The following is a 15,319-nucleotide window of genomic DNA, read 5'->3' as shown; positions in this document are numbered from 1 at the left end:
TAGTTGAGTTCATGTCCTTTACCCGTCGCCAAATTCTCGGTGGCCTGGCCGGTCTTGTTGTCGTTGGCGTAGGCGCGGGAGGCGCGTCGCGTTACTGGCTGGGCAAGATGGCCGACGCCGAGGCCGGCCACGACTATGAACTGATCGCCGCGCCGCTCGACGTCGAGCTGGTGCCGGGGCACAAGACCGAGGCCTGGGCGTTCGGCCCGTCGGCGCCGGGCACCGAGTTGCGCGTGCGTCAGGGAGAATGGTTGCGGGTGCGTTTCATCAATCACCTGCCCGTGGCGACGACCATCCACTGGCACGGTATCCGCCTGCCGCTGGAAATGGACGGCGTGCCCTACGTATCGCAACTGCCGGTGCTGCCGGGCGAATATTTCGACTACAAATTCCGCGTGCCGGACGCCGGCAGCTACTGGTATCACCCGCATGTCAGCAGCAGCGAAGAACTGGGTCGTGGGCTGGTCGGGCCGCTAATCATCGAAGAGCGCGAGCCCACCGGTTTCAAGTACGAGAAAACCCTCAGCCTGAAGAACTGGCATGTCGATGAGCAAGGCCAGTTCGTCGAGTTCAGTATCCCGCGCGAAGCGGCCCGTGGCGGTACCGCCGGGCGCCTGTCGACGATCAATGGCGTGCCGTTGCCGGTGATCGATCTACCGGCCGGGCAGATCACTCGGGTGCGCTTGCTCAACCTCGACAACACCCTGACCTATCGCATCAACATTCCGGGTGTCGAAGCGAAGATCTACGCGCTGGACGGCAATCCGATCGAACCTCGGCCATTGGGCAAGGAATACTGGCTCGGCCCTGGCATGCGCATTTGCCTGGCGATCAAGGCGCCGGTGGCAGGTGAGGAGTTGTCGCTGCGCAACGGCCCGGTTCGTCTGGGCACGCTGCGTTCCGTCGCCAACACCGATGCGCCAACGGACTGGCCAAAAGCGCTGCCAGCCAACCCGGTGGCCGAGCCGGACCTGGCCAATGCGGAGAAACTCAACTTCAATTTCGAATGGGTCGGCTCGGTCTCGGTGAACACCGAAAACGGCAAACCGCCGAGCCTGTGGCAGATCAACGGCAAGGCCTGGGACATCACCGACAAGACCTGCGCCGACCGGCCGATTGCCACTCTGAAACTCGGCCAGAGCTATATTTTCGAACTGAAGAACATGACCCAGTACCAGCACCCGATCCACCTGCACGGCATGAGCTTCAAGGTGATCGCGTCGAACCGGCACAAAGTCGTGCCGTATTTCACCGACACCTATCTGCTGGGCAAGAACGAGCGTGCGCAAGTGGCGCTGGTGGCGGATAACCCGGGGTGTGGATGTTCCACTGCCATGTCATCGACCACATGGAAACCGGCCTGATGGCCGCGATCGAGGTGAAGTGATGCGCCAGATCCGCCCGGCGGCGATCATCGACCGCAGCCGCGACCGCGACTTCATGCGCGAAGCCCTGATCCTCGCCGCACAGGGCGCCGCCCTCGGTGAAGTGCCGGTGGGCGCAGTGCTGGTGCACGATGGCGTGATCATCGGTCGCGGCTTCAATTGCCCGATCAGCACCAGCGACCCAAGTGCCCATGCGGAAATGGTCGCGATCCGCGCCGCCGCGCAGGCAGTGGATAACTATCGCCTGCCGGGCAGCACGCTGTACGTGACGCTGGAACCGTGCAGCATGTGCGCCGGGCTGATCGTGCATTCACGGGTGGCGCGGGTGGTGTATGGCGCCCTGGAGCCCAAGGCCGGGATTGTGCAGAGTCAGGGACAGTTTTTTACCCAGGGCTTCCTCAACCATCGAGTGTTGTATGAGGGTGGGGTGTTGGCGGAAGAGTGTGGTGCGGTGCTTACCGAGTTTTTTCGCGCCAGACGCGCAAAACCCGCTGAATAAATACCGCCCCATTGTAGAAGCGAGCAGGTTCACTTGCTCAAAAGACGGCATTTCAACGGCAGAAATGCGCTTGCAATATGGGAGCGGGCTTGCTCGCGAAGACGGTGATTCAGGCAACCATTTATCGTCTGACACACCGCCTTCGCGAGCAAGCCCGCTCCCACAGGGGATCTGCGCTGTGAGATCGGGTTATTTCTTCGCGACAATCACCGCACGCATCGGCGCCGGCAGTCCCTCGACAGTTTTGCTGCGATCCTCGGGATCCAGAAAATCGCTCAGCGATTGATACTTCATCCACTCGGTCCCGCGCTGTTCCTCAACCGTGGTCGTGCTGACATCCACACAACGAATATCTCTGAACCCGGCCCGCCGCAGCCACAATTCCAGCGCCGGCACTGACGGCAAAACCACACGTTGCGCATCTGCGCATAGCGATCTTCCGGGACCAGCACCTGATGCTTGTCGCCTTCGACCACCAACGTTTCCAGCACCAGTTCGCCGCCCTTGACCAGGCAATCCTTCAGCGCTAGCAAATGCTCGATCGGCGAGCGGCGGTGATAGAACACGCCCATGGAAAACACCGTGTCGAAGCCTTCCAGATTCGGCGGCAGATCTTCAAACGGGAACGGCAGGTGCCAGGCATTCGGCTCGGACAAATAACGTTGCACGGCCTGGAACTGGCAGAAGAACAGCCAGTTCGGGTCAACGCCAATTACGCTGTTCGCACCGGCACCGAGCATGCGCCACATGTAGTAGCCATTGCCGCAGCCGACATCGAGGATACGCTTGCCTTTGAGGTCCAAGTGCGGCGCCACGCGCGACCACTTCCAGTCCGAACGCCATTCGGTGTCGACATGCACACCGAACAGATCGAACGGCCCTTTGCGCCACGGCGACAGGCCCATCAAAGCGGTGCGCATCTGCGCGCGGGTTGCGTCGTCGCAATCGGTGTCGAGTTTCAAGCCATTGAGCAAATCGACTTCGCTTGGCTGGATCTTCGGCAAGGCGTCCAGCGCACTTTGCCAGCGTTCCAGATCGCCGTGGCCTTTCTCCATTTTCTTGTCGAGTTGCGCTTGCAGCGTGTTGGCCCAGTCGGCCAGCGGAGTACCGGCCAGACGGCGGGCGAGGGGGACAGATCAATCATGGCAAGGCAATCAACGAGGCAAAGTTAAGACACTGGAACCACGGCACGACTTTCGAGAACCCGGCGGCCAGCAAGCGTTCGCGGTGTTCTTCGAGGCTGTCGGGCTTCATGACGTTTTCGATGGCGCTGCGCTTCTGGGCGATTTCCAGTTCGCTGTAGCCGTTGGCGCGTTTGAACGCCACGTGCAGATCGGTGAGCAGCGCATGCTCTTCGGCATCGTTGAAGCGCAGCTTCTCCGAGAGAATCAGCGCGCCGCCGGGCAACAACGATTGGCGAATGCGCGAGAGCAACGCGGTGCGCTGGTTCGGGGCGATGAATTGCAGGGTGAAGTTCAGCGCCACCACCGAGGCAGGCTGGAATTGCAGCGCGAGGATATCGCCTTCGATCACCTCGACCGGCAGCAATTCCTGAAACATCGAATCCTGACCGTTGAGGTATTCGCGGCAACGCTCGACCATCGCTGCTGAGTTATCCACAGCGATCACTCGGCAACCGTCGGTGCGCACATGGCGGCGCAGGGCTTGAGTGACTGCGCCGAGCGACGAACCGAGGTCATAAAGGACGCTGTTCGGCTGGGCGAATTGCGCGGCGAGCACGCCGAGGTTTTCGACGATGGTCGGGTAACCCGGCACCGAGCGCTTGATCATGTCCGGGAACACCCGCACCACGTCTTCGTTGAAGGCGAAGTCAGGCACCTGGGCCAAAGGCTGGGCGAATAGGCGATCGGGTTCTTTGCTCACGGCGGCGTCCGGCGGTGTCGGTGGAAAAGGCCGGCATTTTAGCCAAAGTGGCGCGGGGATGCTTGGGTTGTCTGATAAAGCACAGTACGGGCGGATAAACTTCGCCGTCAGGGATATCGCTTCGCGAGCAGGCTCGCTCCCACAGGGGATCGCGGTGTCCTGTGGGAGCGAGCCTGCTCGCGAAGAAGCCAGCGCGGTTTGCCGCAGTCAGTTCACGGAAACGGCGCAGTCAAAGGTTTCCACGGGCAGCACTTCCGGCGCCCAGGGTTGTTGCGAAGTCAGGCGCAAGCGCCCGGTGCCGGCTGCGAATGCCTGGAAGCGCCAGGTTGATATACCCGCTGCGCCGACCACGCCGGCATCTTCCGGATTGCTGTAGACCTCCGGGCTGAGCGCACGCAACACGCCGCCAGCCGAATCCTGAATCGCCCAGCGATAACCCGTGGTCGGGTTGCTCGGCAGGGTGATGATCAGGTTTTGTCCGGTCGTGAGCCGCACCGGGCATTCGCTTTGTTTTTCCACGGTCACGTTGTGTTTCGGTTGCGTGGCGCAGGCGGCCAGCAAGCAAAGGGCGAGGGGGAGAAACAGGCGAGTGGGGGACATAAGGTCAGCAGCTCCGGCGGTTACGACGAACGGCGAGCATAACTGAAGATGAGACAAAGTGTGACAGGCGGGTTTCGCGTTGACCCGACTGACGCCATCTCGAGCAGGCTCACTCCTACAGTGGAACGCATTCCAAATGGAGGAGTGAGCCTGCTCGCGATAGCGGTATATCAGGCGCTGAAAACTGTCAGAAGAGCACCTTCGCCACATCCGCAAACTTCTTGGCAAAGTGCACGGTTATCCCTTCCTTCAGATAATCCGGCAATTCCTCGAAGTTACCCCGGTTCGGCTCCGGCAGAATCAACTCGAAAATCTTCTGCCGCCGCGCCGCGATCACTTTCTCGCGCACGCCGCCGATCGGCAGTACATGCCCGGTCAGCGTCAGCTCACCCGTCATTGCCACGCCTTTTTCGGCGGCTGATTGCGTGCCAGCGAGAGCAACGCACTGGCCATGGTCACGCCGGCGCTTGGGCCGTCCTTCGGCGTCGCGCCTTCAGGCACATGCAGGTGGACGAAAGCTTCGTCGAAGAATTTCGCATCACCGCCGAACTGCTTGAGGTGCGAGCTGACGTAGCTGTAGGCGATCTCTGCCGATTCTTTCATCACATCGCCCAGTTGCCCGGTGAGTTTGAACCCACGGTTGAGCGTGTGAATCCGCGTGGCTTCGATCGGTAACGTGGCGCCGCCCATGCTGGTCCAGGCCAGACCGGTAATCACGCCGGTGCCGGACAAGACTTGCTCATTGCGGAACACCGGATGGCCCAGCGAGGCTTCGAGGTCTTTCGGGCCGAGTTTGATCACTGCTTTCGGATCGTCGATCAGCTTCATCACCGCTTTGCGCACCAGTTTGCCCATCTGCTTTTCCAGCTGGCGCACGCCGGCTTCACGGGCGTAACCGTCGATCAGGGCTTTGAGTGCGGTGTCGCTGATGCTCAGGCTGCCTTTCGACACGCCAGCCTTTTCCAGCAGTTTCGGCCACAGGTGCCGCTTGGCGATGGCGACTTTTTCTTCGGTGATGTAGCCGGACAGGCGAATCACTTCCATCCGGTCGAGTAACGGGCCGGGGATCGAGTCGAGGGTGTTGGCGGTGCAGACGAAGAGCACTTTCGACAAGTCCATGCGCAGGTCGAGGTAGTGGTCGAGGAATTCGACGTTCTGCTCAGGATCGAGGGTTTCCAGCAGCGCCGAGGCCGGGTCGCCCTGGTAGCTCTGGCCCATCTTGTCGATCTCGTCGAGCATGATCACCGGGTTCATCACCTCGACGTCTTTCAACGCTTGCACCAGTTTGCCCGGCTGCGCGCCGATGTAGGTGCGGCGGTGGCCCTTGATTTCGGCTTCATCGCGCATGCCGCCGAGGCTGAAGCGGTAGAACGGCCGCCCGAGGGATTCGGCGATGGATTTGCCAACGCTGGTTTTACCCACGCCCGGCGGGCCGACCAGCAACACGATCGAACCGCTGATTTCGCCTTTATAGGCGCCGACGGCGAGGAATTCGAGAATGCGATCCTTGATGTCATCAAGACCCGCGTGGTGCTTGTCGAGGACTTTGCGTGCGTGCTTGAGGTCGAGTTTGTCCTCGCCGTACACGCCCCACGGCACCGAAGTCGCCCAGTCCAGATAGTTACGTGTGACCGCGTATTCCGGCGAGCCGGTTTCAAGGATCGATAGTTTGTGGGTTTCTTCTTCGAGGCGTTTCTGCACCTGCGCCGGCAGGGTTTTGCCTTCGAGGCGCTGCTGGAACTGTTCGAGGTCAGCGCTGCGGTCGTCCTTGGTCAGGCCAAGTTCCTGCTGGATGACCTTGAGTTGCTCCTTGAGGAAGAACTCACGCTGATGCTCGCCGATCTTGCGGTTAACTTCAGCGGAAATCTCCTTTTGCAGGCGCGCGACTTCGACTTCCTTGCGCAGCATCGGCAGGACTTTTTCCATGCGCTTGAGCATCGGCACGCAATCGAGCACTTCCTGCAGCTCGGGGCCGGTGGCGGACGTCAGGGCGGCGGCGAAGTCGGTCAGCGGCGACGGATCGTTGGGGCTGAAGCGGTTGAGGTAGTTCTTCAGCTCTTCGCTGTACAGCGGGTTGAGCGGCAGCAGTTCCTTGATCGCATTGATCAGCGCCATGCCGTAGGCCTTGACCTCGTCGGTCGGCTCGGTGGGCTGGTGCGGGTATTCGACTTCGACCAGATACGGCGGGCGGTGATGCTTGAGCCAGGTCTTGATGCGCACACGGCTCAGGCCCTGGGCGACGAACTGCAGTTTGCCGTTTTCGCGGCTGGCGTGGTGAACCTTGACCAGCGTGCCGTATTCGGGGAGGGCGCCGGTGTCGAAGTGGCGCGGGTCTTCCTGGGGCGTGTCCATGAAGAACAGGGCCAGGGAGTGATGTTCGGATTTGCTGACCAGTTCGAGGGTTTCGGCCCACGGCTCTTCATTGACGATGACCGGCAGGACCTGGGCCGGGAAGAACGGACGGTTGTGGATCGGGATGATGTAAACCTTGTCCGGCAGGTTTTGCCCGGGCAGCGCCAGGCCGGTGCCGGAGGAGGTGTGTTCGATGTGGTCGGTTTCGTAATCGTCGTGGTTGTCCGGGCGATCTTGCTGGTCGGTCATGGGGCACCTGCGCAATGGGGTATGGGTCTTAGATGGGGCAGGGGAGGCGTGGTTTCAATGGGGCGGGTGTGTTTCTGCTTGTGTGTTCAGGGGGGACAGTTTTTTGACCTTGGCGGCCTTTGGGCCGGCCATGCTCTGGATGGTTTGTGGGAATATCCGTTTCTGCGGGTGTTGCTGATTACGGTTTCGCCCTTACGGCGAGTCCCTTTTTCAAACGCCAAAAAGGAACCAAAAGGCTTGCTCCTGCGTTCGGCCCTCGCAGGCTCGGGTTCCTTCGCTCCGGGACTGATCCGGGCGCAGCGGCTCCGGTTTGCTTCGCTGCATCTCCTTGCGCTGTGTCTGGCCGCGCCAGACGGTCGCTGCGCTCCCACGCCCGGATCAATCCTTCCACTCAGCCTTCCGACGTCGCCCGTGGATCAAGATCAAAAGCGTTACTCGAGCTAACGCTCATCGTGCAGGAGCTGCCGAAGGCTGCGATCTTTTGATCTTGATTTTGCTTTCTGTGGGAGTGAGCCTGCTCGCGATAGCGGTGTGTCAGCCCCAAAGTTGCTGTCTGACACACCGCTAACGCGAGCAGGCTCACTCCTTGTGAACAGCTTTAAGATTTCATGCATGAAAAAGGCGATGTCCCTTACGGGACATCGCCTTTTCTTTACCGCTCGCTAACGCTTACTCAGACAGTTTGTACGCAATCACATAGTCACCTTGCTTGGTGCCCAGCGAGCCGTGACCGCCGGCGACGACGAGCACGTATTGCTTGCCGTCCTTGCCGGTGTACGTCATCGGTGTGGTTTGCGCGCCGGCTGGCAGGCGGCCTTCCCACAGTTGCTTGCCGTTTTTCACGTCATAGGCGCGCAGGTACTGGTCGAGGGTACCGCTCAGGAAGGCAACGCCACCTGCAGTGGTGAAGGTGCCGCCCAGGCTCGGTACGCCCATGCTCAATGGGATCGGAACCGGCGAGCTGTCGCGCACGGTGCCGTTTTTGTGCATCCAGATGGTTTTGCTGGTGGTCAGGTCGACCGCTGCGACATAACCCCACGCTGGCGCCTGGCATGGCAAGCCCATTGGCGACAGCAGCGCCTCGAGGATCACGCCGTATGGCGCGCCCTTGTTGGGCTGTACGCCTTCGGTTTCGCTCTTGCGACCCGGGCCGCCGGCAACTTCTGCAGCCGGTACCAGTTTCGAACGGAACGCCATGTAGCTCGGGTTGACGAAGGCGATCTGGCGCACCGGATCGACCGAGATGCCGCCCCAGTCGAACACGCCGAAGTTGCCTGGATACACGATCGAACCTTGCAGCGATGGCGGGGTGAACGGGCCGTCATAACGCAGGGATTTGAAGTCGATCCGGCAGAGCATCTGATCGAATGGCGTCACGCCCCACATGTCGCGTTCTTTGAGTGGCGGCGGCATGAAGTTGAGGTCGGATTTCGGTTGGGTCGGCGAAGTGTGGTCGCCTTCCACCGCGCCTTGTGGCACCGGGATTTCGTTGATCGGCACGATGGCCTTGCCGGTGCTGCGATCCAGCACGTAGATGCTGCCCTGCTTGGTCGACGCCAGTACCGCTGGCTTGACGCCGTCAGCGGTCTTGATGTCCATCACGGTCGGTTGACCGCCGACGTCCATATCCCACAGGTCATGGTGGGTGAACTGGAAGTTCCAGCGCACCTTACCGGTGGCGATGTCCAGCGCGGTCAGGCCAGCGGCGTGCAGTTCCGATTCAGGCGTACGCATGCCACCGAACTGGTCCGGGGTCTGGTTGCCCATCGGCAGGTAGAGCATGCCGAGTTTTTCATCGACGGCAAACATCGACCACATGTTCGGCGAGTTGCGCGTATAGGTCTTCCCTTCGGCGATCGGCGCGGTGTCGTCCGGGTTGCCGCTGTCCCAGTTCCACACCAGTTTGCCGGTGTGCACGTCGAACGCGCGGATCACGCCGCTAGGCTCGTCGGTGGAAACGTTGTCGGTGACGTGACCGCCGATCACCACCAGGTCCTTGGTGACCGCAGGTGGCGAAGTGGAGTAGTAGCCGCCGGCGTTGAAGCCGCCGATGTTGGCGCTCAGGTCGACCTGGCCTTTGTCGCCAAAGTCTTCGCACATTTTGCCGGTGTCGGCGTTCAGGGCGATCAGACGGGTGTCGGCGGTTGGCAGGAAGATGCGACGCGGGCAGGCGCTGGCCGGGGCCGGGCTGGCCGAACCGGTCGGGCTCTGCTCGGAGGCATAGACCGCGTCGTCGTGATAGCTCACGCCACGGCAGGTCATGTGCGCCCAGCCTTTGAAGTTGGCCGCGTTCTGCGTACTCAGCTTCGGATCGAAGCGCCAGATTTCCTTACCGCTGTCCGGATCCAGCGCAATCACCTGGCTGTGCGGCGTGCACACATAGAGCATGCCGTTGACTTTCAGCGGGGTGTTTTCAGCGGTGGTTTCGCCCGGATCGTTCGGCCCCGGGATGTCGCCGGTGCGGTAGGTCCACGCCGGTACGAGTTTGCTCACGTTGGCCGGGGTGATCTGCGCCAGTGGCGAGTAGCGATCACCGTGGGCGCTGCGGCCGTAGGAATTCCAGTCACCGTCGGGCATGGCCGGGGCGGTGTTGGTCATACCGTCGACGCTGTCGCGGTCCAGCTGGCCTTTGATTTCCCTGGGTTGGTGAACTGACTGGCTACAGCGGTCAGGCCGGCCAGTACCACCGCTACGCTCAAGGCGCCGGTGCCCATTGGCGCCGGACCGTTGAGCAGCAGCGGGCGACGGAACCACGGCAGCAGCATCACCAGACCAAGGGCGAACAGCATCGCCAGACGCGGCACCAGTTGCCACCAGTCCAGACCGACTTCCCACAACGCCCATACGGTGCTGGCGAACAGCACGATGGCGTACAGGCCCAGCGCCGCACGACGGCGCATCAGCAGCAGGATGCCGGTCAATGCGATGCCGATACCGGCCAGCAGATAGTAAAGCGAGCCGCCGAGCATGCTCAGCTTGACTCCCCGGCCAGCATGGCCAGGCCCATCAGTAGAAGCAGAATGCCGAGCAGGCCCGGTAGCAGACGGCCCCGACTCGAAGCACTTTCGGTGCTCATAGTGTGATTCTCCGTGACGTTTATGTAGTCCCGCGCTGTAGTCACTTTAGATGACGATTTGGCGCAGGCATGGTTCAGATAAAAACTTGTTCGGCTAACGAAATGCATTCCTGTAGGAGTGAGCCTGCTCGCGATAGCGCTGTTTCAGTCTCTGGAGATGTCGCCTGTAACACCGCTATCGCGAGCAGGCTCACTCCTACATTGGATTTGTGTAGATCTCTAGAACGACGACTGGATCTTGATCCCGCCGATCAGGGCGTCGTCGACGTCGTTCACGCCACCGGGGTGGCGGATGTATTGCAGGTTCGGGCGCACGGTCAGCCAATTGGTCACGTGCACGCCGTAATACAGCTCGGCGCTGTACTCGGTGTCCTGCGGTGGCAGGAACGCCGGATTGTCGTAGTCGTAGACGGCGTTGGCGCGGTTAGTCATTTCGGCGTTCTTGCGATAGGCCGGGTTGACGTGGACGCGGGCCAGGGCGAAACCGATGTCGTCCTTGGCGCGGGCATCGAACGGGCCTTTGTAGGTCAGGCCGGCCTGCACGTAGTTATCGATGGCGTTGGTTTTCTTGTCGTGCATCGTCGCGTTGGCGAACAGGCTCAAACCCCGGCTGTTATCGCTGGCGACACTGGTGACCTGCTGCTGCAGGCCCAGCCATACGCCGTGCTTGCTCGACGCGCTGCGGTAGGCTTCGCCGCTCAGCGCTGCCGGCTGGTCATTGCGATCTTTATAAACGTCAGACGCTTTGGCGTTGCTGTAGTAATAACCGGCGCGGTATTCGCCCGGCAGGCCGTTGAGCTTCGGCGTCCACACCAGTTCGACCGGCAGGATCGCGCCCTGGGTGCCGCTGCCGCTGAGTTTGAAACCGTTGCCGCGATCGAGGTTCGACGGGTTTTGCTCATAGGCGCCGACCTGTGCGTACAGCTCCGGCGTCAGGTGATATTTGACCCGCAGCGCCCATTGGCTGACCGGCCAGTTGTACCAGATGCCGCCGACCCAGTTACCAACCTGCGAGCCACAGAACGCCAGGTTCTGAAAATCGCAGGGGAAGCTGTTGAAATCTTCGCCTTCGCCGAACCGGCCGACCTTGATGTCGAGTTTCTGATCGAAGAATTTCTGCTGATACCACATTTGCGTCAGGCGCGTAGTCTGGCCACGTCCCCAGACTTCCTGCGCCGAAGTGAAGCCGCCAACGCGCGGATCGTTGATGCGGTCATTGCTGATGTTGTTGCCGCTGCGTTTGGTAATGGTCAGTTGGAACTCGGCGTCGTTCCAGCCAAGGATCTTCTGCAGATCCAGATGGGTGCCGAGGCCGAACTGGTCGCTATAGCGCGCAGTGCGATCGTGGTCATAGCCGCCGTGCAGGTTGCTGCCCATTTCGCCGGTGTAATCGAGTTTGAAGTCGTAGCCTTTTTCCGCGAGTTCTGTGCGCGTGCCGTTCCAGTCACCGAGCATGTACGGTGACTCACTGTCGAAGGCTGGAGCTGCCTGGACGCAGGTGGCAAGGCCAAGGGCGGTGCAGCCGCCGAAGGTGCGCAGCGCGAAGGTAGCGCTATCTCGGAAGGAGGAAAAATCAGCCATGAATAAAGTCTTTTTTGATGTTTTACGGGTGCAGGCCGAGCGCTTCAGATTGTCGCAGGCAGTGAAGCGTTTCAGCGGAAGGGCGGCAGGATAATGATCTGTAACAAATTGAGAAAGGGCTTTTGCAGACATGCAGCGTTTCGGATTCGGTAACAGTGCGGCAAACGGGCGCATTGTGAGCCGGGCCACAGCCTGCGATCTTCCCGGGTTGGCCTACATTTGCAGGAAGGCCTTCCACCCGCTCAGCCCCTCGGCTAAGGTGCGCGGCTTTACGCATTTCCACTTCGCCCAGAGGCCGGCATGAACGAACAATCCCCGATCCGCTGCACGGCGTGACCCTCGAACAGATCCTCAATGCGCTGGTGACTCACTACGAGTGGTCGGGGCTGGCCGAGCGTATCGACATCCGTTGCTTCAAGAGCGATCCGAGCATCAAGTCGAGTCTGACCTTCCTGCGCAAGACGCCGTGGGCGCGGGAGAAGGTCGAACGCCTTTACGTCAAGCTGATGCGCACCAAGCGACCGCTCTGAGATGGACAGCGCGAGGCGGCGACGCCTGATCACCGGCCTGGCCGTGTTGGGCTGGGCAGGGCTGGCAATTCAGCTGTACCTGATTCTCTTCGCACGATTGAGCATCGGCGCCAGCCTGTTGGGCGGGCTGGTGAGTTTCTTCAGTTACTTCACGATATTGACCAACACCCTGGTGGCGACGGTGCTGACCTGCGCGGTCACCGAGCGCGAATGTGCCGCGCGGCGCTGGTTCCTGCAACCGTGGGTCAGCAGTGGCATTGCGGTAAGCATCGCCGTGGTCGGTCTGGCCTACAGCATTTTGTTGCGGCACTTGTGGCATCCCCAAGGCTGGCAGTTTGTCGCCGATGAATTGCTCCATGACGTCATGCCATTGCTGTTTCTCGGCTATTGGTGGCGCTGCGTTCCCAAAGGCACGTTGCGCCTGTGGCACCTGCCGCTGTGGCTGATCTATCCGCTGGTGTATTTCATCTACGCCTTGCTGCGCGGGCATCTGCTTGGCGCGTATGCGTACCCGTTCATAGATGTCGCGGTGTTGGGTTATCCACAGGTGCTGGCGAATGCCGGGGGATACTGGTGGGGTTTGTGTTGGTGGGGTTGCTGGTGATCGGCCTCGACCGCAGATTGTCCGCACGAAGTTGATATTCAATGTGGGAGCGAGCCTGCTCGCGAATGCGGTGTATCAGTTTGCATGGATGTTGACTGACACACCGCTTTCGCGAGCAAGCTCGCTCCCACACGGGAATTGTGGTCAGGAGAAAATCACTCCTCGTCAGTGCCCTCGGCGCGCCAGTATCCGGCCGCCTTGATGAACTGTTCATCGAGCCCATGCTCATCGATCAGCACCCGACGAATCTGCCGTGAGACCTTGGTCTCGGTCGCCACCCACGCGTACAGATTGCCCTTGGGCACTTGCAGCTGTTTGACCGTCGTCAGCAGGTTGTCCTTGCCGCCTTCGCGCAGTACCCAGATGACATTGAACTGCGCAGCGCTTTCCAGCACTTGCTGCTCGGCGCCGTTTTCCACTTCAATCACCACCAGCGCCTTGCGATTTGCCGCCAGACCTTCGAGGCGGCGGGCGATGGCGGGGAGGGCGGTTTCGTCGCCGATCAGCAGGTAGCTGTCGAAGATGTCCGGCACGATCATCGACCCGCGCGGCCCGCCGATGTGCAGAAACTGCCCCGGTTGCGCCTGTTCCGCCCAGGTCGAGGCAGGGCCATCGCCATGCAGGACGAAATCGATGTCCAGCTCCATTTTTTCCAGATCGTAGCGACGCGGCGTGTAGTCGCGCATCTCTGGCATCGGGCCGTTGTCCTTGCCGGCGCCGAGCTTCATTGTCTCCAGCGCTGCTGCCTGTTCGGCGTTCTGCGGGAACAGCAGTTTGACGTGATCGTCCGTGCCCAGGCTGATGAATCCGGCCAGTTCGGGCCCGCCGAGGGTGATGCGGCGCATGCGCGGGGTCAGGTCGGTGACGCGCAATACTTCAAGCTTGCGTCGTTTGATTTCATGCATGACGCGGTGAATGGTTTGAGTATCGACTGCAGTCATTCGGCTGTCTCCTGGGCAGGTTGAACGGCAGGGCCGTCGACGATGGCTTTGGCGGTGTCGTTGAGCAGGTCGCGCACGCGCAGGATTTCTTCGGCGCTCCAGCGACCGTGGTGCAGCTGCAAGGCATGGCGCAGGTTGTGCACCGCTTCGTGGATTTCCGCCGGGCGATCATGGCCGCGCAGTGAGCGCTTGCTGACGTCGATGCGCATGCGTACGCCATCAAGCGCTACGGCCTGCTCACTCAAAGACAGACGACCGGCGTCGGTCACGCTGTAACGTTTTTTGCCGGCCTCGGCATCGCCGGCGATCAGGTCGCTCTCTTCCAGAAAGGTCAAGGTCGGGTATATCACCCCGGGGCTCGGGCTGTAGGCGCCGTCGAACATGCCTTCGATCTGGCGGATCAGGTCGTAGCCGTGGCATGGCTGTTCGGCAATCAGCGCCAGCAACAGCAATTTCAGATCACCGGGGGCGAACACTCGAGGGCCGCGGCCGCCGCGTTCGCGACCCGGGCGCTTCTCGAAGCCGTCGCGGCCGTCGCCGTGCTCGCGGTGGGGGGATGGTGGTCTCTCATTTCGCTTCTCTCACGTCGTATTTAGATACAACTTAAGATATATCTTAACGGTGGCGCAAGACGTTTTTTCCTCAAGCGCGTTTCGACGGACGAGCGGTCACCAGCACCCTTCGGGCGGAAAAAATATATTTGGGTGATTGAACGATGCCGTGACCTCGAAGTTAAAGTTATCGCTCTAGTTGCTCTTGAGTATATATTCTAATACCTCCAAAGTTGCTGATCTAAAGCGGCAAAGTTGCTGTATGGTTTTTTTCGGATAACTGTATGTAAGGCGAAACTTACAGCGAATGTCGCAAGTATCTGTTTTTTGTTCTTTTTTCTGGCGGGGTGCAGGGTGGTTTAACTACGCGTTTGTCGGAAGTTGCCTGCTTACATTCCAGAGGCAACAGTCGATGATGCCCACCGTTGAAAGTTCAAGTTGATCCGCTGCTGCTTAAGCAATGGGTTTATGAACTTTTAATGACACCTCTCTTATATAAAGCAAACAGGTACTGAACGATGTTCAAGAAATTCGCAATCGCTGCTCCCCTGGCTCTTCTGGCAATCACCTCCACCGGTGCCTTCGCTGCGGGCGAAGCGTCGCATTCCATCAGCCTCGTCGCTCACGTGCCGACCAATGGTTTCTACGTGGTGCCAACCGATCCTGACCTGGTCAACAAGGATCAGGACATGAGCTATCAGCCGACGACCGGCAAGATGGCCGAAGTCAACGGTTTCTTCGATGTGCGCAACAACAACGGTTCGGTACACGCCAGCCTGGAAAGTCTGCCAAAACTGGTCGCTGGCAGCACTTCGATCGACCTGCAAGTGATGCTCAACAACAAGGAACTGACCACCACTCCGCAAATGGTCGTCGGTGAAGCCGAGTCCGACGTCAACTATCGCGCACCGCTGAAAATCTCCGCCAAGGGCAGCAACTTCCAGCCGGGTGACTACACCGGTTCCGTGGCAATGATCTTTGACGCCGTGCCACCGATTGGCGGCAACTGATCAACTGATCAGCTCAATACGCTCGCTTTTCACGAGTGGCGTCAACCGCCGGGGCAG

General features: G+C 60.4%; 7 protein-coding genes and 6 pseudogenes. 5 read left to right on the top strand and 8 right to left on the bottom strand.

The genetic code is table 11. The features are described from left to right. Positions 1–11 precede the first annotated feature (11 nt). Together LJU32_26470 and tadA are read left to right on the top strand one after the other, a co-directional pair. Positions 12–1,387 (top strand): annotated as a pseudogene (locus LJU32_26470) (multicopper oxidase family protein). Continuing rightward, complete coding sequence (tadA, locus tag LJU32_26465; GenBank protein WKV88809.1) at positions 1,387–1,884, top strand: tRNA adenosine(34) deaminase TadA; 498 nt, start codon at positions 1,387–1,389, stop codon at positions 1,882–1,884. Before LJU32_26470 ends, tadA begins: the two are co-directional and overlap by 1 nt. 189 nt (positions 1,885–2,073) lie before the next feature. Here the strand turns inward: tadA and cmoB are convergent. From cmoB to LJU32_26435, 6 genes and pseudogenes are all read right to left on the bottom strand, one after another. Then, positions 2,074–3,038: pseudogene (gene cmoB / locus LJU32_26460) on the bottom strand (tRNA 5-methoxyuridine(34)/uridine 5-oxyacetic acid(34) synthase CmoB). Continuing rightward, on the bottom strand, positions 3,025–3,768 hold the full coding sequence (gene cmoA / locus LJU32_26455) for a carboxy-S-adenosyl-L-methionine synthase CmoA (protein ID WKV88808.1): 744 nt from the start codon (positions 3,766–3,768) through the stop codon (positions 3,025–3,027). The pseudogene cmoB and the gene cmoA overlap by 14 nt, the downstream one beginning before the upstream one ends. Before the next feature lie 207 nt (positions 3,769–3,975). After that, complete coding sequence (locus LJU32_26450) at positions 3,976–4,368, bottom strand: protease inhibitor I42 family protein (GenBank protein ID WKV88807.1); 393 nt, start codon at positions 4,366–4,368, stop codon at positions 3,976–3,978. Positions 4,369–4,555: 187 nt separating this feature from the next. After that, positions 4,556–6,969 (bottom strand): annotated as a pseudogene (lon, locus tag LJU32_26445) (endopeptidase La). A gap of 669 nt (positions 6,970–7,638) precedes the next feature. Then, positions 7,639–10,045 (bottom strand): annotated as a pseudogene (locus tag LJU32_26440) (glucose/quinate/shikimate family membrane-bound PQQ-dependent dehydrogenase). Between the two features lie 219 nt (positions 10,046–10,264). Continuing rightward, a complete protein-coding gene (locus LJU32_26435; GenBank protein WKV88806.1) occupies positions 10,265–11,626 on the bottom strand; it encodes a carbohydrate porin in 1,362 nt (453 codons plus the stop codon). Positions 11,627–11,937: 311 nt separating this feature from the next. Between LJU32_26435 and LJU32_26430 the strand changes: the two genes are divergently transcribed. Beyond that, the gene (locus LJU32_26430) at positions 11,938–12,156 is read left to right on the top strand and encodes a VF530 family protein (GenBank protein ID WKV91210.1); all 219 of its coding nucleotides are present in this window, start codon (positions 11,938–11,940) and stop codon (positions 12,154–12,156) included. Position 12,157: 1 nt separating this feature from the next. Further along, positions 12,158–12,795 (top strand): annotated as a pseudogene (locus LJU32_26425) (Pr6Pr family membrane protein). Between the two features lie 120 nt (positions 12,796–12,915). Here the strand turns inward: LJU32_26425 and LJU32_26420 are convergent. Together LJU32_26420 and LJU32_26415 are read right to left on the bottom strand one after the other, a co-directional pair. Further along, positions 12,916–13,701 carry a siderophore-interacting protein gene (locus tag LJU32_26420; GenBank protein WKV88805.1) on the bottom strand — a complete coding sequence of 262 codons (786 nt, stop codon included), beginning with the start codon at positions 13,699–13,701 and terminating at the stop codon, positions 12,916–12,918. Beyond that, a pseudogene (locus tag LJU32_26415) lies at positions 13,698–14,272 on the bottom strand (PadR family transcriptional regulator). Before LJU32_26415 ends, LJU32_26420 begins: the two are co-directional and overlap by 4 nt. Before the next feature lie 498 nt (positions 14,273–14,770). Between LJU32_26415 and LJU32_26410 the strand changes: the two are divergent. Beyond that, positions 14,771–15,262: a CS1 type fimbrial major subunit gene (locus LJU32_26410; protein ID WKV88804.1), complete on the top strand. Its 492-nt coding sequence runs from the start codon at positions 14,771–14,773 to the stop codon at positions 15,260–15,262. Positions 15,263–15,319 lie beyond the last annotated feature (57 nt).

This window comes from Pseudomonas sp. B21_DOA (assembly GCA_030544685.1).
GTDB lineage: Bacteria > Pseudomonadota > Gammaproteobacteria > Pseudomonadales > Pseudomonadaceae > Aquipseudomonas > Aquipseudomonas fluorescens_AO.
The sequence above is the reverse complement of the archived record's forward strand: the minus strand, read 5'-3'. Positions and strand labels throughout refer to the sequence as shown.